The organism is Streptomyces sp. DS1-CR2 (assembly GCF_055760475.1).
In genome coordinates, this window is record NZ_CM147085.1 from 3,457,960 (window position 1) to 3,479,675 (window position 21,716).

The following is a 21,716-nucleotide window of genomic DNA, read 5'->3' on the forward strand; positions in this document are numbered from 1 at the left end:
AGGGCCGGTGGTTGCACCGGTCCCCCGTCACAGCGAAGAGCTGATCCCGGCCTCGGGCTCGGGCTCGGGCTCGCCGGCGAAGGTCCGCCACAGCTCGGCGTACCGTCCGCCGAGTGCGAGGAGCTCGGTGTGCGTGCCGTCCTCCGCGACGCGCCCGTCCGCCATCACGACGACCCGGTCGGCGCGGGCCGCGGTGGTGAGCCGGTGCGCGACGACGAGGGTGGTGCGCTTGCCCGCTACGCGGTCCGTGGCCTGGTTGACCTGGGCCTCCGTGGCGAGGTCGAGCGCGGCGGTCGCCTCGTCGAGCAGCAGGATGTCGGGGTCGACGAGCTCGGCGCGGGCCAGGGCGATCAGCTGCCGCTGCCCTGCCGACAGGTTGCGGCCGCGCTCGGCGACCTCGTGGAGGTAGCCGCCCTCAAGGGTGGCGATCATCTCGTGCGCGCCGACCGCGCGGGCCGCCGCCTCCACCTGGGCGTCGGTCGCGTCGGGGCGTCCGTAGGCGATGGCGTCACGCACGGTGCCCTGGAACAGGTATGCCTCCTGCGGCACGACGCCGAGGCGGTGGCGGTAGCTCGTCAGGTCGAGGTCGCGCAGGTCGGTGCCGTCGACGGTGACGCGGCCCCCCGTCGGGTCGTAGAAGCGGGCGACGAGCTTGACGAGGGTCGACTTGCCCGCGCCGGTCTCGCCGACGAAGGCGACGGTCTGCCCGGCGGGGATGCGCAGGGCCACGTCGCTGAGTGCCGCCTCGGAGCCGTCGGCGGCCCCGTACGCGAAGTCCACGTCCTCGAAGGCGATGTCGCCGCGCAGGGAGAGGACGTCGAGGGGTTCGTCGGCGTCCTTCGTGGACGTCGGCTCCTGGAGCAGCTCCTGGATGCGGCCGAGCGAGACGGTGGCCTGCTGGTAGCCGTCGAACACCTGGGAGAGCTGCTGCACGGGCGCGAAGAACAAGTCGATGTAGAGGAGGTACGCGACGAGCGCACCGGTCGTCAGGGTGCCCGCCTCGACCCGGCCCGCGCCCACCATCAGGACCGCGGCGGCGGCGACGGACGACAGCAACTGAACGAACGGGAAGTACACCGAGATCAGCCACTGGCCGCGGATACGGGCGCTGCGGTAGGCGCCGCTGCGCTCGGCGAACCGTGCGGCGCCCGAACGCTCGCGCCGGAACGCCTGCACGATACGCAGCCCGGCGACGGACTCCTGGAGGTCGGCGTTGACCACCGAGACGCGCTCGCGGGCGAGTTCGTACGCCTTGACGCTGGCGCGGCGGAAGAAGAACGTGCCGACGATCAGCGGCGGGAGCGTCGCGAAGACGACCAGGGCGAGCTGGACGTCGATGACGAGGAGGGCGCCCATGATGCCGAAGAAGGTGACGACGGAGACGAAGGCGGTGACCAGGCCGGTCTGGAGGAACGTCGACAGGGCGTCCACGTCGGTCGTCATGCGGGTCATGATGCGCCCGGTCAACTCCCGCTCGTAGTAGTCGAGTCCGAGCCGCTGGAGCTGGGAGAAGATCTTCAGCCGGAGCGAGTAGAGGACCCGCTCACCGGTGCGTCCCGTCATGCGGGTCTCGCCGATCTGCGCGCACCACTGGACGAGGACGGTGACGAGGCCGAGCGCGGCGGCCGCCCACACGGCGCCGAGCGCCAGCTGCGAGACACCCTGGTCGATGCCGTGCCGGATCAGTACGGGGAGCAGCAGGCCCATGCCGGCGTCGAGGGCGACGAGGGCGAGGCTGATCAGCAGGGGCGCGCCGAATCCGCGCAGCAGGCGGCGCAGCCCGTACGACTCCTCGGGCGTCACCGCGCGCGCCTCGTCGATGTCCGGGACGTCGGTCGCGGCGGGCAGGGCGTCGACCTGGGCGAGCAGTTCGGGCGTCGCGGGCATCCCGGAGAGCGCGGTGTCCTTCGGCTCTCGGTCGCCCGTCCACAGGGTGGGCGTGATCCCGCGCTCGGCGTCGAACTCGGCGTCCAGCTCGTCGCGTACGGAGGTGTCCTCGTCGGGGAGCGCGGGCGCGACGTGGCCCGGTGAGACCCCGCCGAGCTCGTCGGGGTCGGTGAGCAGGCGCCGGTAGAGGGCCGATCCGGCCTCCAGCTCCTCGTGGGTGCCGACCGCGGCGAGGCGCCCGCCGTCGAGGACGGCGATGCGGTCGGCGAGGCCGAGGGTGGAGCGGCGGTGGGCGATGAGGAGGGTGGTGCGGCCGGCCATCACCTGCTTGAGGGCTTCGTGGATCTCGTGCTCGACGCGGGCGTCGACGGCGGACGTGGCGTCGTCGAGGACGAGGAGGCGGGGGTCGGTGAGGATGGCGCGGGCGAGCGCGATGCGCTGGCGCTGGCCGCCGGAGAGCGTGAGGCCGTGCTCGCCGACGGTCGTGTCGTAGCCGTCGGGGAGCTCGGCGATGAAGCGGTCGGCCTGGGCGGCGCGGGCCGCCGTCTCGATCTGCTCGTCGGTCGCGTCCGGGGTGCCGTACGCGATGTTCGCGCGGATGGTGTCGGAGAAGAGGAAGGAGTCCTCGGGCACGAGACCGATGGCGGCCCGCAGCGAGTCGAGGGTCAGTTCGCGCACGTCGTGGCCGCCGACGAGGACGGCGCCGTGCGTGACGTCGTAGAAGCGCGGCAGGAGCAGCGAGACGGTGGACTTGCCGGAGCCGGAGGAGCCTACGACGGCGAGCGTCTGGCCGGCCGGGATCTCGAAGGAGAGCCCGCCCAGGACGGCCCGGTCGGCACCTTCGTAGGAGAAGGAGACATCGTCGAACTCGACGGTCGCGGGGGCGTCGGCGGGCAGTTCCTTCTTGCCGTCCTCGATGACCGGCTCCGTGTCGATCAGTTCGAGGACGCGCTCGACGCCGGCGCGGGCCTGCTGGCCGACGGTCAGGACCATGGCGAGCATGCGGACCGGGCCGACGAGCTGGGCGAGGTAGCTGGAGAACGCGACGAACGTGCCGAGCGTGATCTGGCCGCGGACCGCGAGCCAGCCGCCGAGGGCGAGCATCGCGACCTGGCCGAGGGCCGGCACGGCCTGGAGCGCGGGGGTGAACTTGGAGTTCAGGCGGATGGTGCGCAGGCGCCCGGCGAACAGCCGCCGCCCGACCTCCCTGAGCTTCCCGGTCTCCTGGTCCTCCTGCCCGAAGCCCTTCACTACGCGCACGCCGGAGACGGCCCCGTCCACGACCCCGGCGACGGCGGCGGCCTGCGCCTGCGCGTACCAGGTGGCGGGGTGGAGGCGGGAGCGGCTGCGCTTGGCGATGAACCAGAGGGCGGGGGCGACGGCGAGAGCGACGAGGGTGAGCGGCAGGGACAGCCACGCCATGATCCCGAGGGAGATCAGGAAGAGCAGGACGTTCCCGATGGTCATCGGGAGCATGAAGAGCAGGCCCTGGATGAGCTGGAGGTCGCTGGTCGCGCGCCCGACTACCTGGCCGGTGGACAGGTCGTCCTGGCGCCGGCCGTCGAGCCGGGTGATCGTTCCGTACATCTCGTTGCGCAGGTCGTGCTGGACGTCGAGTGCGAGGCGGCCGCCGTAGTAGCGGCGGATGTAGGTGAAGACATAGACGACGAGGGCGGCGCCGATCAGGGCGCCCGCCCACGGGCCCATGGAGCGGGTGTGGTCCTGGACCACGTCGTCGATGATCACCTTGGTGATCAGGGGCACCAGCGCCATGACGGCCATGCCGCCCAGGGACGCGCCGAGCGCGAGCACGACGTCCTTCGGGTACCGCCACGCGTACCCGGCGAGACGCCGACCCCAGCCCCGTTGCTCCGCCACGTGTCCGCCTCCTGTTGTCCTGACCTGCCGAGAGGCCCAACGCGGAGAACGGCGGATTTCATCCCGCCGCAACACATCGGGGAGCAGACCGGGACCAAGGACGGAGTTCCCCCGGTCCTTTGGTCCTCGGCCGGCCCCGTCCGCCGGTCAGGTCCGCGGTGTCCCTGCCGGTCAGTTATGCGGTCACTTCTGCGGTACGGCGACGAACGCCTCCTTGGGCGAACTGGTCGGGGTGTACCGGGACGCCGCGGGCGCAGTCGGCGTCAGGTCCTTGTGGATGACCCGTGCGACACCCTGAATCGTGTCCACGCCGTAACTCATAGTGCTGTTCCCGTGCGTCAGAACCGAAATGGTGTAGTCGTGCCCGGCGCCCTGAAAGGCCCCGATGCTGTGCACGCGCCAGCCGTACGTGGAGCGCTCCAGCCAGCCGTTCTTGACGTGCACGGCGACGGACGAGGGCGCGCCTGCCGGGGTCCCCCACCGCTGCGAGGACACGACCTTCCCCATGAGCTTGAGGATGTAGGCGCGGGAGTTGTCACTGAGGACGGAGTTCTTGGCGGTGACCAGCGAGAGCAGCTTCTGCTCGTCCTGGACGTTGATCTGGGTCAGCCCCCAGTACCCGCCGGACCCCGGCACGGTCCGCGTCATCCCGGCGGCCTGGAGGAAGCCCTTCACCTTGGTCGTGCCGAGCTGCTTCCACAGCGATGTGGTGGCCGCGTTGTCCGACTTGGTGATCATGGCGGTGGCGAGGTTCGCCTCGCGCGTCGTCAGATACCGGTTGGTCTTCTTGGCGTCCCAGAGCAGCGTGGCGAGAACGGTCACCTTCACGACACTGGCGGAGTCGTACGAGGACGTGGCCCGAAGCGAACACGTGGTGTTCGTGGTCCGGTCGTGGAGCCCGACGGCGACGGTGCCCTTACGGCTCGCGAGGGCGGCGGTGATGTCCTGCTGAAGCTTCGCGGCGAGGTCGGCCTTGTCCGAGGTACAGGTGACCTGCGGCGGGGTCGCGGCGGACGCGGGCGCGGCACCCGCGACGACCGGCACGAGCACGCCGGCGGCGATGACCGCCGGGAACACGCGGGTGCGCAGGGATATTCGGTGAGTCATGTGATTCCCCCCTGGAACGGAACGAGCACGCCTCCAGCGCACTCGCCTCACATGACTCTTGGGCGGGGGCGAAGGGTTGTACGCATCGCAACACTCCCGTCGGCATCTCAGGCGGTGCTGCGGATCAGTCCGCGGTGCCGGTGTCGTCGTCCGCCTCGCAGGGACGGTCGCGGGGGTCTTCCATGTCTGAGGGCAGGTCGACCTGCATGGACATCGCTGTGTAGCGATCCGCTCCGCAGGACATACGACGGAGTGGCAAACAGCCGCCCACCGAGACCAATTGGCAGACTTGGGCCAACTCGCCCATCCGCGTCGCCGGGTGAGGTGGCCAGCCTGACGCCGGTGGCGCCGCCCACCCGCCCGGAGCGCACGGCGAGGCCCGCATTCCAGGAGCCGCGCAGCCGGCGAACTCCCCGATGCCGGCGGCCTGCTGACCGCGTTCAGTCCAGATCAGGTGCCACTAGCAGGTGCCACTAGCGCTCGGCCATCCAGAAGAAGACCGCCGTCATCCGCTTGTCCTGCAGAGTGGTTCCGCAGTAGCCGGTGGCGCTGTGGATGGTGTTGGCGGTGTAGAGGAGCAGGCGGTTGTAGCGGTACGGGACGGCGACGTCTTCGATGAATGAGTCCGGCGGGACGAAACGCGTCCCCAATGCGTCCACGAGGCTGTTGTGCGGAGCCGCCACCGTGTTGCCGCCGAGCATGCCGCCGGGCAGGCGCTGGCGGTAGAAGCCGGTGCCGCAGTTCTTGGGTGCGGTGGGGGTGAGGTAGAGCACCGCCGCGTACCGGCACACGGCCCGCGAGTCCGTGTGCGGCCGCGGCTCGGACTCTCCCTCGCCGACCACCTGGATGCAGTTGTGGTCGGTGGCTCCGCCCAGGGCAGAGGCCGGCGCCCCTATCCTGCGCGCACCGGTCGCCTTCCTGACCAGCCTCTCCACCTGAGCCAGCTCCCCGGGCTCCAGTCCCGGCTTCGTACGCAGCCCCGGCCAGGTCTCGGGCCGATGCGGATAACCCTGCGTCCAGTCGTCTGTGGTCAGGCAGCGCTCACGGACCGCGTCGGGGTCCGGAAGCACGTCGTCCAACACCCAATAGTCCCGGCCGGGCGTGGGCTTGCGGTACGGAAGTGTCGGGAGCCCCGGCTTACGGGGCGGGCGCTGCGGCATGCCCAGAACCTAGGAGCGGACATGCCCCGGAAGGATCATGCGCAGGTCAAACTTCCGCCAAGGTCTGCCGGGACCCAGGGGCGGCAGCGCGCACCTTCTGCCTGAAATCCGACCCGGGTCGGGGAACAGCCGACACAGACGAGCCGAGGATCGTGCCAGGGCCTCGGCGGGCGCAGAGGATTTCCTTGCGCCCGCGCCGGCCGGCTCAGGCCCCGCCCAGATGCGTAGGCGCGAACATCTTCAGGATCGCCGGGAGCACCACGACCGACGGGCCCGGTTCCGCGAGGGCCTTGGCCAGGTCGTCCTGCAGTGTCTCCGGCGACGTCCGGACGCCACGTACCCCGAACGACTCCGCCAGGGCCACGAAGTCCGGGCGGGCGAGCTCCGTCGCCGTTGCTTCGCCGAACGCGTCCGTCATGTACTCGCGCAGGATGCCGTAGCCGCCGTCGTCCACGATCAGCCAGGTCACCGGCAGGTTGTACTGCTTCGCCGTGGCCAGTTCCGCGATCGAGTACATCGCGCCGCCGTCGCCCGATACCCCGAGGACCGGCTTCGACGGGTCGGCCGCTGCGGCGCCGAGCGCGGCCGGGAAGCCGTAGCCGAGGCCGCCCGCGCCCTGTGCCGAGTGCAGCGCGCCCGGCCACGCCGACCAGGCCCAGTACGCCAGGATCGTCATGTCCCAGAAGGACGGGGAGGAGGCCGGAAGGGCCGCCCTCACAGAACCCAGGATCTCGCGTTCGAAGGACAGGTCCTGGCCGTCGAGGCGTTCGCGGACCGCCGCCAGGAGGCTCGCGACCCGTTCGGGCGCCGACGCGTCCGGGCGTTCCGCGACCGTCTCCAGGAGCGCCGACAGCGCGAGGCGCGCGTCCGCGTGGATGCCGAGCGCCGGGTGGTTGGACTCCAGCTTTCCGGCGTCCGCCTCGATCTGGATCACCCGGCCGCGCGGCGCGAACGTGTGGTAATTGGAAGAGAGTTCGCCCAGGCCCGAGCCGATGACCAGCAGGACGTCCGCGTCTTCCAGGAGGTCCGTCGTGTGGCGGTCCTCCATCCAGGACTGGAGCGAGAGCGGGTGCTCCCAGGGGAACGCGCCCTTGCCGCCGAAGGTCGTGACGACCGGGGCGTTGATCTTCTCCGCGAGCGTGACCAGCTTGCCGCTCGCGTCCGACCGTACGACGCCGCCGCCCGCGATGATCACGGGACGTTCGGCGCGCGACAGCAAGTCGGCTGCCACGGCGGTCAGTTCGGGGCGGGGCACCAGGTCGCGCGGGGTCGCGTCCATCGCCGTGACGACCGGAAGGGTGGTCGCCGCGAGGAGTACGTCCTGGGGGATCTCCACCCAGACCGGGCCGTGCGGCGCGGTGAGGGCGGACTCCCAGGCGGCGGCGATCGCGGAGGGGATCTGCGACTGCGTCCGCACGGTGTGGACGGACTTGACCACGTCCCGGAACGAGGCCTGCTGGTCGCGGAGTTCGTGCAGATAGCCGTGGCGTCCGCCGCCGAGCCCGGCGACCGGGATCTGGCTGCCGATGGCCAGGACCGGCGCCGACGCGGCCGCCGCCTCCTGGAGCGCGGCGAGCGACATCAGCGCGCCGGGTCCGGTGGAGAGCAGGAGGGGCGCGACCTCACCGGTCACGCGCCCGTAGGCGTCGGCCGCGAAGCCCGCGTTGTTCTCCACGCGCAGGCCCACGTACCGCAGGTCCGAGCGGCGCAGCGCGTCGAACATGCCGAGCGCGTGCTGGCCGGGGAGCCCGAAGACGGTGGCCGCGCCGAGGCCGTGCAGGGTCTCGACGACGAGGTCGCCGCCGTTGCGGCCGGGCGGCGGGTTCAGCGCGGCTGCGGTCTGCGCCTCGGTGGGCAGCAGTTCCAGGTCGTGGTCGTGGGTCATGGGTCCCTCGGGGCGTGGCGTGGCGTGGTCGGTCGGGTGCGGCCCGGTGGCCGGGTTGCGCCCACCCGTTCCTCCCCCAGTGTCTGAAGGACCTGGGGGGACCCCCAGAGGAACGACTGCCCGCAACCCGGCGGGGACTACTTCGCCGCGCGGCTCTGCGCGATCTGGCGGGACATGATCGTCGTCAGCTCGTACGCGGTGTGCGAGGCGGCGACGGCCGTGATCTCCGCGTGGTCGTAGGCGGGGGCGACCTCGACGACGTCGGCGGAGACGAGGTTGCAGGACGACAGTCCGCGCAGGATCTCCAGGAGCTCGCGCGAGGTCATGCCGCCGGCCTCGGGGGTACCGGTGCCGGGCGCGTGCGCCGGGTCGAGGCAGTCGATGTCGATGGAGATGTACAGCGGGCGGTCGCCGATGCGCTGGCGCAGCTGGTCGGCGACCTCGTCGGCGCCGCGGCGGTAGATGTCCGCCGAGGTGACGATGCCGAAGCCCATCTTCTCGTCGTCGGTCAGGTCCTGCTTGCCGTAGAGCGGACCGCGCGTACCGACGTGGGAGAGGGCGGAGGTGTCGAGGATGCCCTCCTCCACCGCCCGGCGGAACGGCGTGCCGTGCGTGTACTCGGCGCCGAAGTACGTGTCCCACGTGTCGAGGTGCGCGTCGAAGTGGAGCAGCGCGACCGGGCCGTGCTTCTTGGCGACCGAGCGAAGGAGCGGCAGCGCGATCGTGTGGTCGCCGCCGAGCGTCATCATGCGGGCGCCGGTGCCGAGGAGGTCGTCGGCCGCGGCCTCGATCGTCTCGACGGCCTCGTTGATGTTGAACGGGTTGGCCGCGATGTCACCGGCGTCCGCGACCTGCGCGAGGGCGAACGGGGAGGCGTCCTGCGCCGGGTTGTAGGGGCGAAGGAGACGGGACGCCTCGCGGATCGCGTTGCCGCCGAAGCGGGCGCCCGGCCGGTACGAGACGCCCGTGTCGAAGGGCACGCCGACGACGGCCACGTCCGTGGTGCCCACCTCGTCGAGGCGGGGCAGCCGGGCGAAGGTGGCGGGACCGGCGTACCGCGGGACGCGGGAGGAGTCGACCGGACCGCGGGGCGTCTCGTTGCTGCTCATGCGAATTGCCTTCTTTCCTACGCTTCTTGGCGCTGCGTAGCCCTAGGCGGGGCTATGCGCGCTGTGCGACTTTACTGAGTGGCGGTGGCCGGCTCCGCGTCCGTCTCCGCCTCGGCCTCGCGCCCGGCGAGCCGCTCGCGCCAGGTGGCGAGCACCGCGGCGTCGGTCGGCTTGGTGGCGAGCGAGACGATGACGTAGGCGACGAGGGAGAGCAGGAGGCCGTAGTAGACGGGCTCGTTGGCGAGGATTCCGTACCCCCACATCAGGCCGATGACGGAGAGTCCGCCGACGGTGACGGCGGCGAGGGCGCCGGTGACGGTGCCGCGCTTCCACAACAGGCCGCCGAGGATCGGCACGAGGAGCCCGGCGACGAGCAGGTTGTAGGCGACGGTCAGGGCCTCGACGACGTTGTTGAGCGCGATGGCGATGCAGATCACCGCGACGCCCATGATCAGGATGAAGAGGCGGTTGCCCTTCACCTCGTCGTGGGGCTCGTCCTTGTCGCCGCCGGAGGGCTTGACGGCGCCCCGCAGCCGCGACCAGATGTCGTTGTTGGCGACGGTCGCGCAGGCGATCAGCGCGCCGGACGAGGTCGACATGACGGCGGCGAGCGCGGCGGCGAGCACCAGGCCGCGCACACCGATGGGGAGCTCGTCCTTGACGATGGTCGCGAACGCGGCGTCGGCGCTGGGCAGCTTCGGGTACATGACCTTCGCGGCGGTGCCGATGACGGCGCCGGCGACGGCGTAGACCAGGCAGTAGGTGCCGGCGACGGTGCCGCCGACGCGGGCGACCTTGTCGCTGCGGGCGGTGAACACGCGCTGCCAGATGTCCTGGCCGATCAGCATGCCGAACGTGTAGATCAGCACGTACGTGAAGATCGTCTCGCCGCCGATGCCCAGCGGGTCGAAGTACTCGGTGGGCAGCTTGGCCTTCATCTCGCTGAAGCCGCCGGCCTTGATGACGGCGATCGGCAGCAGCAGGAGCAGCACGCCGATGGTCTTCACCACGAACTGCACCATGTCGGTGAGGGTGATGGACCACATGCCGCCGAGCGTCGAGTACGCGACGACGATCGAGCCGCCGAGGATGATCGCGATGGTGCGGTTCATGTCGAAGAGCACGTCGAAGATCGTGGCGTAGGCGATGGTCGAGGTGACGGCGAGCATCAGCGTGTACGCCCACATCACGACGCCGGAGATGAGCCCGGACCGGCCGCCGTAGCGCAGGTCGAGCATCTCGGAGACGGTGTAGACCTTCAGGCGGGCGATGCGCGCGGAGAAGAACACGGACAGCGCCAGCAGGCCGAGGCCGATGGTGAAGACCATCCACGCGCCGGACAGGCCGTACTGGTAGCCGAGGCCCACGCCGCCGATGGTGGAGGCGCCGCCGAGGACGATCGCGGCCATGGTGCCGGAGTACATCGTCGGGCCGAGCCTGCGGCCCGCCACGAGGAACTCGCTCTTGGACTTGGCGCGGCGCATGCCCCACCAGCCCATGGCGAGCATGCCGACGAGATAGACGACGATCACTGTGTAGTCGACGGCCATGTGGCAGTCCTCCTTCGCGCACCTCAGTGGCGTGTCGTGCAGATGGGGGAGAGAGCGGGGTGACCGGCCGTGGGGACATCCGCCCGTACCCGAGGCCTGCGGTCGGCTCGACCTTAGGTGGCCTGAAAGCAACGCTGAAGTGTACTTTTTATCCACCCTCACGCGACTGGATGGAGAAAACATCCACCATGCCGGACGCAACCCGGCCGGCGACGGGCCCGTCAGTACCCTCCGGGCCTGCCGCACCGGCCGTCCCGCCCACCCCGCCGGTGCCGCTCACCGCGCTGCTCGCCCGCGAGGACCTGGGCCTGCGCCAGATCGCGGGCCCGCCCGTCGGCCCCGACACGGTGATCCACTGGGCGCACACGTCCGAGATGGCCGACCCGTACCCGTACCTGCTCGGCGGTGAGCTGCTGCTGACCGCCGGGGTGCACGCGACGGAGTCGGCGGGCACGGGTCCCTATTACGACGACTATGTGGCGCGGATCGTCGCGGCGGGCGGCGCGGCGCTCGCCTTCGGTGTCGCGCCGGTGCACGACACGGTGCCGCGCGCCCTGGTCGAGGCCTGTGAGCGGCACGGGCTGCCGCTCCTCGAGGTGCCGCCGCACTCCACGTTCAGCGGGGTGACGCGCGCGGTGTGGCAGCTGATGGCCCAGGCGCGCCACGCTGAACTGCGCAGGGTGAGCGAGGCGCAGCAGGGCCTCGCCACGGCGGCGGCGCGCCCCTACCCGGTGCCCGCGGTGCTGCGGCAGCTGGCGCAGCGCACCGGCGGCTGGGCGGTGCTCACCGCGCCGGACGGCTCGGAGGTCGGCCGGGCGGGCCCCGAGCCGGCGGCCGGGGTGAGCGCGGCGATGGCCCAGCTGATGCGGATCGTGCGCCCCGGCGAGACGCGCCTCTTCCCCGCGCCCACGTCGGCGGCGGACACGGTGGGCGGCGCGCATCTGGCGGCGTACGCGCTGGGCGGCGGCCAGGGTTACGCGCTGGGGACGGCGGTCGGGCGGCGCGACCCCGGCGACCACACGATCGCGGGGGTCGCGGTGGTCCTGCTCTCCCTGCTCACGGGCGAACACCAGACGACGGCCGAGGCCGCGCGCTCGGCGGCCCTGGTCCGGCTCCTGCTCGGCGAGGAGCCGGCCGGCGTCGCGGCGCTGCTCGGCGACGGCACCTGGCGGGTGGTCCACGCCGCGCCGGACCGTCCGTCCCCGCCGCCCGTCTCCCTCGGCACGCCCCTGGTCGACACCACCGACTCCCTCGTACGCGCCCTGCTCCCCGCGGACCAGGAGGTCATCGCCCAGGAGGGCTGGGTGATGGGGGTGAGCGGCGCGGCTCCCCCGGAGGACCTGGCGGCGGCCGACGCGCAGGCGTCCCGCGCCCTGACCCGGGCGAGGGCGACCCATGCCCCGCTCGTCCACCACCACGCGGGCGCGCGGGGACTCGCCTCGCTCCTCGACCCCGGAGAGGCGACGGCCCACGCCCGGACGCTCCTCGCCCCGATCTCCCCCACGCCCGCGCTGACCGAGACGCTGCGTACCTGGCTTTCCCTGCACGGGAGTTGGGACCGTACGGCCACCGCGCTCGCCGTCCACCGCAACACCGTGCGCCAGCGCATCGCGAAGTGCGCGACGCTCCTGGACACCGACCTGGACGACCCCGACGTGCGCATGGAGCTGTGGTTCGCTCTGCGCCACGCAGAGTGACGCCCGTCCCACCCCCCGGGACGTCGGGGCCCGTCACAGCGCCCGACGGCACAATGGGGTGCATGCCGATACCCGGGACCCCCAGCCGCGCCGCGCTCGTCGACCATCTGATCCGCACGCGCATCGCGGGCGACGTGGCCACACCCCGCGACAACAACCTCTCCCACTACCGCAGGCTCGCGAACGGCGACCGCCACTACTGGCTCGGCCTGGAGCTCGGCGACCGCTGGACCGACGAGCAGGACGTCCTCGCGGTGATGGCGGAGCGCTGCGGCGTGAACGACGATCCCGAGTACCGCTTCGGCCAGGACACCATCGACCCGCAGCTCACGGTCGACGCCTTGGAGCGCATGGGCGCCCGGCTGCGCAAGGCGGCGGCCGGCAAGGAGCGCGTCCTGTTCGCGACCGGGCACCCGGGCGGCCTTCTCGACGTCCACCGTGCGACGGCCGCGGCGCTGCGCGCGGCGGGCTGCGAGATCGTCGTGATCCCCGAGGGCCTTTCCACGGACGAGGGCATGGTCTTCCAGTTCGCGGACGTGGCGATGCTGGAGCGTGGCGCGACGCTGTGGCACACGCATTCCCCGGACCCCATGGCGCGGATCCTCGACGGCCTGGAGCGCGAGGAGCGCGCCCTGCCGAACCTGGTCGTCGCCGACCACGGCTGGGCGGGCTGCGCGGGGCAGCGCGGGATCGACTCCATCGGTTACGCGGACTGCAACGACCCGGCGCTGTTCATCGGCGAGGCGGAGGGCACCCTTCAGGTGACGGTGCCGCTCGACGACCACGTCACGAGCCCGCGCCACTACGACCCCATGACGGCGTATCTCCTCGACGCGGCGGGCCTGAGCGCCTGACTTTGAACCCGCGCCTGGCGGGGGTTCAAAGTCGGGCTCTAGCCCCACGGGTTGAGCCCCTCCTCGCGCCGCTGCGCGAAGCCGGGCGTCGGGTCGAGGTAGACCCGGGTCACGTGCGGGAACCGCTCGCGCAGCCGGCGGGCCGCCTCCTCGCAGGCCCACTCGATCTGTGCGGCGGTGGAGGTGTCGCGCAGGTCGACCTTCGCCGCGACGAGCGCCTCGCGAGGCCCCTGGACGAGGGTGGTCAGTTCGAGTACGGCCTCGATGTGCTCGACGCCTGCGAGGATTTCGCGGATCTCCCCTCGGACCGGCTTGGGCAGCGGGCGCCCGATGAGGAGTTCGGCGTTGGACCGTCCGAGGACCCAGGCGACGTACAGGAGCAGGGCGCCGATGCACAGGGAGGCGATGGCGTCCCAGACGCCGGAGCCGGTGAGCTGACCGCCGAGCAGTCCGCCCGCGGCGAGGACCAGGCCGACGAGGGCGGCCGAGTCCTCCATGACGACGGCCTTGACGGCGGTGTCGGGGGTGCGCTGCAGATACCGGCCCACGGGCGCCCCCATGCGCTCGGCCTCGCCCCGGACCTGCTTGACGCCCGTACGCAGCGAGAAGCCCTCCAGGAGGAAGGCGACGGCGAGGACGATGTACGAGATGAGCGGGTTGCCGAGCTCCTCGCCGGCGATCAGGGTGTGGATGCCGTCGTAGATCGCGAAGACGGCGCCGCCGACGAAGGTGGCGACGGCGGCGAGCATGGCCCAGATGTACCGTTCGGGCCCGTAGCCGAGGGGGTGTTCCTCGTCCGCGGGCTTCTCGCTGCGCTTGAGCGCGGTGAGCAGCAGCACCTCGGTGACCGTGTCGGCGACCGAGTGGGCGGCCTCCGAGAGCATGGCGCTCGACCCGCTGATGATGCCTGCGACGGCTTTGGCGAGGGCGATCCCGAGGTTGGCCGCGGCCGCGACGAGGACGGTGGCGACGCTCCCGCCCCCGCCGTTGTCCTCCATGTCCCCGGCCGTCCCACTCTGCTCAGCGCTCGTGCCCATGCACGTGACGGTATGTCCGATTCCCGCGCGCCGCGAACGAGTCGCGGTCACCGTGGGACGCGGACGACGCCCTCCTGGATCACGGAGATGGCGAGCTGTCCGTCGCGGGTGTAGATGCGGGCCTGGCCGAGGCCGCGCCCGCCCGAGGCCGACGGCGACTCCTGGTCGTACAGGAGCCATTCGTCCGCGCGGAACGGCCGGTGGAACCACATCGCGTGGTCGAGCGAGGCGCCGACCACGTCGCCCACGGCCCATCCCCCGCGCCCGTGCGCGAGCAGCACGGAGTCCAGGAGCGTCATGTCGGAGACGTACGTGGCGAGGCAGACGTGCAGCAGCGGCTCGTCGATGACGCCGTCGAGCTTGCCGTTCGTACGGAACCAGACCTGCGAGCGCGGCTTCTGCGGGGTGCCGACGCTGGCGAACGGCGGCGCGTCCACGTACCGCAGGTCGACGGCCTCGCGCGCTTCGAGGAGCCGCTCGGCGACGCCGGGCTCGACGAACGCGTCGGCGTAGCGCGGCAGCATCTCGGCGGCGGTGGGCAGCGTCTCCGGGTCGGGCGCGGGCGGCATGGCCGCCTGGTGCTCCAGGCCCTCCTCGTACGTCTGGAAGGACGCCGAGAGATGGAAGATCGGCTGCCCGTGCTGGACGGCGACGACGCGGCGCGTGGTGAAGGAGCGCCCGTCGCGGATCCGGTCGACGGTGTAGACGATGGGCGCGCCCGGGTCGCCGGCCACGAGGAAGTACGCGTGCAGCGAGTGGGCGTGCCGGTCGCCGGGGACGGTGCGCCCGGCGGCGACGAGCGCCTGGGCCGCCACCTGTCCGCCGAAGACCCGGGGGACGACGGCGGAGCGGGACTGCCCGCGGAAGATGTCCTGCTCGATCTGCTCGAGGTCGAGCAGATCGAGCAGGGACTCCAGTGCCTGATTCATACAGCCAGTTCTACAGAATGCGGAGGGGTGGGCGGGTTACAGGCCCATGTCCTTCGCGATGATCGTCTTCATGATCTCGCTGGTGCCGCCGTAGATGCGGTTGACGCGGTTGTCCGCGTACAGGCGGGCGATCGGGTACTCGTTCATGAAGCCGTAGCCGCCGTGCAGCTGGAGGCAGCGGTCGATGACGCGGTGCGCGACCTCGGTGCAGAACAGCTTGGCGCTGGCGGCCTCGGCGGGGGTCAGCTCGCCCGCGTCGAGGGCCTCGAGGGCGCGGTCGGCGACGGCCTCGGCGGCGTCCACCTCGGCCTGGCAGGCGGCCAGTTCGAACTTGGTGTTCTGGAAGGACGCGACGGGCTTGCCGAAGACGGCGCGCTCCTGGACGTACTCCTTGGCGAACCGGACGGCGGCCTTGGCCTGCGCGTAGGCGCCGAAGGCGATGCCCCAGCGCTCGGAGGCGAGGTTGTGGCCGAGGTAGTAGAAGCCCTTGTTCTCCTCGCCGAGGAGGTCCTCGACAGGGACCTTCACGTCGACGAACGCCAGCTCGGCGGTGTCGGAGGTCTTCAGGCCGAGCTTGTCGAGCTTGCGGCCTATCGAGTAGCCCTCGGACTTGGTGTCCACCGCGAAGAGGGAGATGCCGTGGCGGCGGTCCTCGGCGGTGGGCGCGTCGGTGCGGGCGCAGACGATCACCTTGTCGGCGTGGACGCCGCCGGTGATGAAGGTCTTGGCGCCGTTGAGGACGTAGTGCGTGCCGTCCTCGGAGAGCTTGGCGGTGGTCTTCATGCCCGCGAGGTCGGAGCCGGTGCCCGGCTCGGTCATCGCGAGGGCCCACATCTCCTCGCCGGAGACGAACTTCGGCAGGAAGCGCTTCTTCTGCTCGTCGGTGGCGAGCATCTTGATGTACGGCAGGCCGAGCAGCACGTGCACACCGGAGCCGCCGAACTGGACACCCGCGCGCGCGGTCTCCTCGTACATCACGGCCTCGAACTTGTACGAGTCGATGCCGGCGCCGCCGAACTCCTCGGGCACGCGGATGCCGAAGACGCCCAGCTCGGCGAGCTTGTAGTAGAAGTCGCGCGGGGCCTGCCCGGCCGCGAACCACTCGTCGTAGACGGGGACGACCTCGGCCTCGATGAAGGCGCGGATGGTGTCCCGGAACGCCTCGTGGTCCTCGTTGTAAACGGTACGGCGCACGACCTGCTCCTTCGGAAACGGCATCACTGCACGACTAAGCGCTTGCTCAGCTTAGGTTACCCGCCAGTTTCTGGAGCGTCCAGAGACGCACGTCACGCTCCGGACAGCACCCAGGGCCTGTCTCAGGCCGCCTCGAACGCCCCGCGCGCCATGCGGTGCAGCAGCGCGGCCGTCGCCTCGCGGCCGGGCAGTCCGCCGGACCTGCCGAGGTGCGGGGTCGAGTTGAGCAGGCCGAAGACGGCGTGCACGGCGGCCCGCGCGGGCTGCTCGACCAGGCCCGGATAGACCTCGCGCACCGCCTCGACCCACAGCTCGACGTACTGGCGCTGGAGCTGGCGCACCAGCTTGCGGTCGCTGTCGCGCAGGCGGTCCAGCTCACGGTCGTGCAGGGTGATCAAGGGGCGGTCGTCGAGGGCGAAGTCGATGTGCCCCTCGATGAGGGAGTCCAGCAGCGCCTCGGGGTCGCCGCCGTCGGACTCGGCGAGCCGGCGCTTGCCGCCGGTCAGGAGCCGTCCGCTGATGCCGACGAGCAGCTCGGCGAGCATCGCGTCCTTGCCCGCGAAGTGCCGGTAGAGCCCGGGGCCGCTGATGCCGACCGCGGCGCCTATCTCGTCGACGCCGACTCCGTGGAACCCGCGCTCGGCGAAGAGCCGCGCGGCCTCCTTGAGGATCTGCTCGCGGCGGGTGGGGGCGTCGGTTCTGGTGGCCATGAAAGTAATTCTAGACAGCGACGTTAGCGGTCGTTAACCTGAGGGAAACGCGTTAACGCTCATTAACCGAGCGGGAGCCCAACGACGCGAGCCGAATGAGGGGACTGCGCGATGCAGGAGGCACCGGAGCTGACGAGCGCGGCGGATCCCGCGTCGGAGGCCTGGAAGGCCAACGAGGCGGCGCACGAGGCGCTGGCCGACGAGCTGCGCGGCAAGCTGGCCGCGGCCCGGCTCGGCGGCGGCGAGCGGGCCCGCGCCCGGCACACCGCGCGCGGCAAGCTGCTGCCGCGCGACCGCGTGGACACCCTGCTCGACCCGGGCTCCCCGTTCCTGGAGCTGGCCCCGCTGGCGGCCGACGGGATGTACGGGGACCAGGCCCCGGCCGCCGGGGTGATCGCCGGGATCGGGCGGGTCAGCGGCCGCGCGTGCGTGATCGTCGCCAATGACGCGACGGTCAAGGGCGGCACGTACTACCCGATGACGGTGAAGAAGCACCTGCGCGCCCAGGAGGTGGCCCTGGAGAACAGGCTGCCGTGCGTCTACCTGGTGGACTCGGGCGGCGCCTTCCTGCCGATGCAGGACGAGGTCTTCCCCGACCGCGAGCACTTCGGGCGGATCTTCTACAACCAGGCGCGGATGTCGGGCGCCGGCATCCCCCAGATCGCCGCGGTCCTCGGCTCGTGCACGGCGGGCGGGGCGTACGTCCCGGCGATGAGCGACGAGGCCGTGATCGTGCGCAATCAGGGCACGATCTTCCTGGGCGGCCCGCCCCTGGTGAAGGCCGCCACCGGCGAGGTCGTCACCGCCGAGGAGCTGGGCGGCGGCGAGGTGCACTCCCGGGTCTCGGGCGTCACGGACCATCTCGCGGAGGACGACGCGCACGCGCTGCGGATCGTGCGGACGATCGTCTCGACGCTCCCGGAGCGCGGCGAGCTGCCCTGGTCGGTCACCCCGGCGATCGAGCCGAAGGTCGCCCCGGCGGGGCTCTACGGCGCGGTGCCGGTCGACTCCCGCACCCCGTACGACGTGCGGGAGGTCATCGCGCGTGTGGTGGACGGCTCGCGCTTCGCCGAGTTCAAGGCGGAGTTCGGGCAGACCCTCGTCACCGGCTTCGCCCGCATCCACGGCCACCCGGTCGGGATCGTCGCGAACAACGGCATCCTGTTCTCCGAGTCCGCCCAGAAGGGCGCGCACTTCATCGAGCTGTGCGACCAGCGTGGCATCCCGCTGGTGTTCCTGCAGAACATCTCGGGCTTCATGGTGGGGCGGGACTACGAGGCGGGCGGGATCGCCAAGCACGGCGCCAAGATGGTCACGGCCGTCGCCAGCACCCGCGTGCCGAAGCTGACCGTCGTCGTCGGCGGGTCGTACGGGGCGGGCAACTACTCGATGTGCGGCCGGGCCTACTCGCCACGCTTCCTGTGGATGTGGCCCAACGCCAAGATCTCCGTGATGGGCGGCGAGCAGGCCGCCTCCGTCCTCGCGACCGTCAAGCGCGACCAGCTGGAGGCACGCGGCGAGGCGTGGCCCCCCGAGGACGAGGACGCCTTCAAGGCGCCGATCCGCGCCCAGTACGAGCACCAGGGGAACGCCTACTACGCGACGGCCCGGCTCTGGGACGACGGCGTGATCGACCCGCTGGAGACCCGGCAGGTCCTCGGCCTCGCCCTGACCGCCTGTGCCCACGCGCCGCTGCCGGAGAAGTCCGGCGGCTTCGGCGTCTTCCGGATGTGAGGGGAGGGAACCCCAATGAGCACGAGCATGTTCGACACCGTTCTTGTGGCCAACCGCGGCGAGATCGCCGTCCGCGTCATCCGTACGCTGCGGGCGCTCGGCATCCGCTCGGTGGCCGTGTACAGCGACGCGGACGCCGACGCCCGCCATGTGCGCGAGGCCGACACGGCGGTCCGCATCGGGCCGCCGCCCGCGGGCGAGAGCTATCTCCGCGTGGACCGGCTCCTCGAAGCGGCGGCGCGCACGGGCGCGCAGGCCGTCCACCCGGGCTACGGATTCCTGGCGGAGAACGCCGCCTTCGCACGGGCCTGCGCCGACGCGGGCCTCGTCTTCATCGGCCCCTCCGCCGACGCGATCTCCCTCATGGGCGACAAGATCCGCGCCAAGGAGACCGTGCGGGCGGCCGGGGTCCCGGTCGTGCCCGGCTCGTCCGGCAGCGGCCTGACCGATGCCCAACTGGCCGACGCAGCGCGGGAGATCGGCATGCCCGTACTGCTCAAGCCGTCCGCGGGCGGCGGCGGCAAGGGTATGCGCCTGGTCCGTGACGAGGTGCTGCTCGGCGACGAGATCGCGGCCGCACGCCGCGAGGCCCGCGCCTCCTTCGGCGACGACACGCTCCTCGTGGAGCGCTGGGTCGACCGCCCCCGGCACATCGAGATCCAGGTCCTGGCCGACGGCCACGGGCACGTGATCCACCTGGGCGAGCGCGAGTGCTCCCTCCAGCGCCGCCACCAGAAGATCATCGAGGAGGCGCCGAGCGTCCTGCTCGACGAGGCGACGCGCGCGGCGATGGGCGAGGCAGCGGTGCAGGCGGCCCGCTCGTGCGGGTACCGCGGCGCGGGCACGGTGGAGTTCATCGTGCCGGGCAACGACCCGTCCTCGTACTACTTCATGGAGATGAACACCCGCCTCCAGGTGGAGCACCCGGTCACGGAGCTGATCACCGGCGTCGACCTGGTGGAGTGGCAGCTGCGGGTCGCCGCCGGTGAGCAACTGCCCTACGCGCAAGGCGACATCGAGCTGACCGGGCACGCGGTCGAGGCGCGGATCTGCGCCGAGACTGTGTCCGTCAAGGAGGGTTCGCGCGGCTTCCTGCCGTCGGGCGGCACGGTTCTCTCGCTGCGCGAGCCGCAGGGCGACGGGGTGCGCACCGACTCGGGGCTCAGCGAGGGCACGGAGGTCGGGAGCCTGTACGACCCGATGCTGTCGAAGGTCATCGCGTACGGCCCGGACCGGGCGACCGCCCTGCGCAAGCTGCGCGCCGCCCTCGCGGAGACGGTCACGCTGGGCGTGCCGACGAACGCCGGGTTCCTGCGGCGGCTGCTCGCGCACCCGGCGGTGGTGGCGGGCGAGCTGGACACCGGACTCGTGGAGCGGGAGGCCGACGGACTGGTCTCCGGGGAGGTACCTCCGGAGGTGTACGAGGCGGCGGCCGCGGTTCGCGCGGCACGCCTCGCCCCTTCGGGAGGCGGCTGGACGGACCCCTTCTCCGTCCCCAGCGGATGGCGCCTGGGAGGCGAACCGGCACCCCTCGACCTCCATCTGCGAGTCCCGGGACTTGAGCCCGTCACTCACCGGGCGCGGGGCACGGGCACGGTCGGCGCCGACAGCGTCACCGTCCACCTCGACGGCCTCACCCACACCTTCCACCGCTCCGGCGACTGGCTGGGCCGGGACGGCGACGCCTGGCACGTGCAGGACTTCGACCCGGTGGCGGCCTCGCTGACCGGCGCCGCGCACGGTGGCGCCGACTCCCTCACCGCCCCGATGCCCGGCACGGTCACCGTCGTCAAGGTGGCCGTAGGGGACGAAGTGGTCGCCGGCCAGAGCCTGTTGGTGGTCGAGGCGATGAAGATGGAGCACGTCATCTCCGCCCCGCACGCCGGCACCGTGGCCGAGCTGGACGTCACACCGGGCACGACCGTCGCGATGGAGCAGATCCTCGCGGTCGTCACACCGCACGAGGAGACGACGACATGAGCACCCCCGCATCCCCCTCATCCCCCACCTCCCCCGCGCCCACCACCCTGCCCATGGTCGTGCCCTCGCAGGATCTGCCCGCGCGCGTGCGGATCCACGAGGTCGGCGCGCGCGACGGACTGCAGAACGAGAAGGCGACCGTTCCCACGGAGGTGAAGGCGGAGTTCGTGCACCGCCTCGCGGCCGCGGGCCTGACCACCATCGAGGCCACCAGCTTCGTGCACCCCAAGTGGGTGCCCCAACTGGCGGACGCGGAAGCCCTGTTCCCGATGCTCCGGAACTTCGGCGGCGCGCCCCGCCCGCACCTGCCCGTCCTCGTGCCGAACGAGCGGGGTCTGGACCGGGCCCTCGCGCTCGGGGCCCGCCGCGTAGCCGTGTTCGCCAGCGCCACGGAGTCGTTCGCCAAGGCCAATCTGAACCGGACGGTGGACGAGGCGCTCGCCATGTTCGAGCCGGTCGTGGCCCGCGCCAAGGAGGGCCGGGCGCATGTGCGCGGCTATCTCTCCATGTGCTTCGGGGACCCCTGGGAGGGCGCCGTCCCGGTCCACCAGGTCGTCCGGGTCGCCAAGGCCCTGATGGACATGGGGTGCGACGAGCTGAGTCTCGGCGACACGATCGGCGTAGCGACGCCGGGCCACGTCCAGACGCTCCTGGCCGAGCTCAACGAGGAGGGCGTGCCGACCAACGCGATCGGCGTGCACTTCCACGACACGTACGGCCAGGCCCTGTCCAACACCCTCGCGGCGCTCCAGCACGGAGTGACCACCGTGGACGCCTCCGCGGGCGGCCTCGGCGGCTGTCCGTACGCGAAGAGCGCCACCGGAAATCTCGCCACCGAAGACCTCGTGTGGATGCTTCAGGGCCTCGGTATCGAGACCGGGGTCGACCTCGGCCGTCTCACCGCCACCAGCGCGTGGATGGCCGAACAGCTGGGCCGGCCCAGTCCGTCCCGTACCGTCCGCGCCCTCGTGAAAACGGCACAGCCCCTACAGGAGCAGTGAACAA

At 71.7% G+C, this 21,716-nt stretch carries 15 protein-coding genes; 5 read left to right on the plus strand and 10 right to left on the minus strand.

The features are described 5' to 3' along the window. Window positions 1-27: 27 nt before the first annotated feature. The 6 genes from ACY0PA_RS16920 to ACY0PA_RS16945 all read right to left on the minus strand — a co-directional run bounded on the left by ACY0PA_RS16920 (window position 28) and on the right by ACY0PA_RS16945 (window position 10,576). Window positions 28-3,765, minus strand: a complete 3,738-nt coding sequence (locus tag ACY0PA_RS16920; protein ID WP_473085399.1) for an ABC transporter ATP-binding protein — start codon at window positions 3,763-3,765, stop codon at window positions 28-30. 183 nt (window positions 3,766-3,948) lie between these two features. Beyond that, window positions 3,949-4,872: a serine hydrolase gene (locus ACY0PA_RS16925; protein WP_473085400.1), complete on the minus strand. Its 924-nt coding sequence runs from the start codon at window positions 4,870-4,872 to the stop codon at window positions 3,949-3,951. A gap of 473 nt (window positions 4,873-5,345) precedes the next feature. After that, window positions 5,346-6,032, minus strand: coding sequence for a DUF6445 family protein (locus tag ACY0PA_RS16930; protein WP_473085401.1), 687 nt, complete (start codon window positions 6,030-6,032; stop codon window positions 5,346-5,348). A 205-nt stretch (window positions 6,033-6,237) separates the two neighbouring features. Further along, window positions 6,238-7,917: a thiamine pyrophosphate-binding protein gene (locus ACY0PA_RS16935; protein WP_473085402.1), complete on the minus strand. Its 1,680-nt coding sequence runs from the start codon at window positions 7,915-7,917 to the stop codon at window positions 6,238-6,240. 137 nt (window positions 7,918-8,054) lie between these two features. Continuing rightward, window positions 8,055-9,026, minus strand: coding sequence for an agmatinase (speB, locus tag ACY0PA_RS16940; RefSeq protein ID WP_473085403.1), 972 nt, complete (start codon window positions 9,024-9,026; stop codon window positions 8,055-8,057). A 71-nt stretch (window positions 9,027-9,097) separates the two neighbouring features. Continuing rightward, the gene (locus tag ACY0PA_RS16945; protein WP_473085404.1) at window positions 9,098-10,576 is read right to left on the minus strand and encodes a sodium:solute symporter family protein; all 1,479 of its coding nucleotides are present in this window, start codon (window positions 10,574-10,576) and stop codon (window positions 9,098-9,100) included. 188 nt (window positions 10,577-10,764) lie between these two features. On the opposite strand from ACY0PA_RS16945, the gene ACY0PA_RS16950 reads away from it, so the two are divergent. Together ACY0PA_RS16950 and ACY0PA_RS16955 are read left to right on the plus strand one after the other, a co-directional pair. Next, complete coding sequence (locus ACY0PA_RS16950) at window positions 10,765-12,273, plus strand: PucR family transcriptional regulator ligand-binding domain-containing protein (RefSeq protein ID WP_473085405.1); 1,509 nt, start codon at window positions 10,765-10,767, stop codon at window positions 12,271-12,273. 62 nt (window positions 12,274-12,335) lie between these two features. After that, a complete protein-coding gene (locus ACY0PA_RS16955; RefSeq protein ID WP_473085406.1) occupies window positions 12,336-13,127 on the plus strand; it encodes a phosphatase in 792 nt (263 codons plus the stop codon). Window positions 13,128-13,165: 38 nt separating this feature from the next. Here ACY0PA_RS16955 and ACY0PA_RS16960 read toward each other — a convergent pair whose 3' ends face one another. The 4 genes from ACY0PA_RS16960 to ACY0PA_RS16975 all read right to left on the minus strand — a co-directional run bounded on the left by ACY0PA_RS16960 (window position 13,166) and on the right by ACY0PA_RS16975 (window position 16,997). Continuing rightward, window positions 13,166-14,164 carry a cation diffusion facilitator family transporter gene (locus ACY0PA_RS16960; RefSeq protein WP_473085407.1) on the minus strand — a complete coding sequence of 333 codons (999 nt, stop codon included), beginning with the start codon at window positions 14,162-14,164 and terminating at the stop codon, window positions 13,166-13,168. A gap of 47 nt (window positions 14,165-14,211) precedes the next feature. Continuing rightward, entirely contained in the window at window positions 14,212-15,093 is an 882-nt protein-coding gene (locus tag ACY0PA_RS16965; protein WP_473085408.1) for an acyl-CoA thioesterase, read from the minus strand. Window positions 15,094-15,129: 36 nt separating this feature from the next. Beyond that, window positions 15,130-16,287: an acyl-CoA dehydrogenase family protein gene (locus tag ACY0PA_RS16970; protein WP_473085409.1), complete on the minus strand. Its 1,158-nt coding sequence runs from the start codon at window positions 16,285-16,287 to the stop codon at window positions 15,130-15,132. Window positions 16,288-16,409: 122 nt separating this feature from the next. Then, the gene (locus ACY0PA_RS16975; protein WP_473085410.1) at window positions 16,410-16,997 is read right to left on the minus strand and encodes an SACE_7040 family transcriptional regulator; all 588 of its coding nucleotides are present in this window, start codon (window positions 16,995-16,997) and stop codon (window positions 16,410-16,412) included. Window positions 16,998-17,108: 111 nt separating this feature from the next. Between ACY0PA_RS16975 and ACY0PA_RS16980 the strand changes: the two genes are divergently transcribed. Genes ACY0PA_RS16980 through ACY0PA_RS16990 form a run of 3 tightly spaced genes read left to right on the plus strand, consistent with a single transcriptional unit; the run spans window position 17,109 to window position 21,712 of the window. Next, window positions 17,109-18,731, plus strand: a complete 1,623-nt coding sequence (locus tag ACY0PA_RS16980) for a carboxyl transferase domain-containing protein (RefSeq protein WP_473085411.1) — start codon at window positions 17,109-17,111, stop codon at window positions 18,729-18,731. 15 nt (window positions 18,732-18,746) lie between these two features. Then, window positions 18,747-20,711 carry an acetyl/propionyl/methylcrotonyl-CoA carboxylase subunit alpha gene (locus tag ACY0PA_RS16985; RefSeq protein WP_473085412.1) on the plus strand — a complete coding sequence of 655 codons (1,965 nt, stop codon included), beginning with the start codon at window positions 18,747-18,749 and terminating at the stop codon, window positions 20,709-20,711. Further along, window positions 20,708-21,712, plus strand: a complete 1,005-nt coding sequence (locus ACY0PA_RS16990) for a hydroxymethylglutaryl-CoA lyase (protein WP_473085413.1) — start codon at window positions 20,708-20,710, stop codon at window positions 21,710-21,712. Before ACY0PA_RS16985 ends, ACY0PA_RS16990 begins: the two co-directional genes overlap by 4 nt. Window positions 21,713-21,716: the final 4 nt, after the last annotated feature.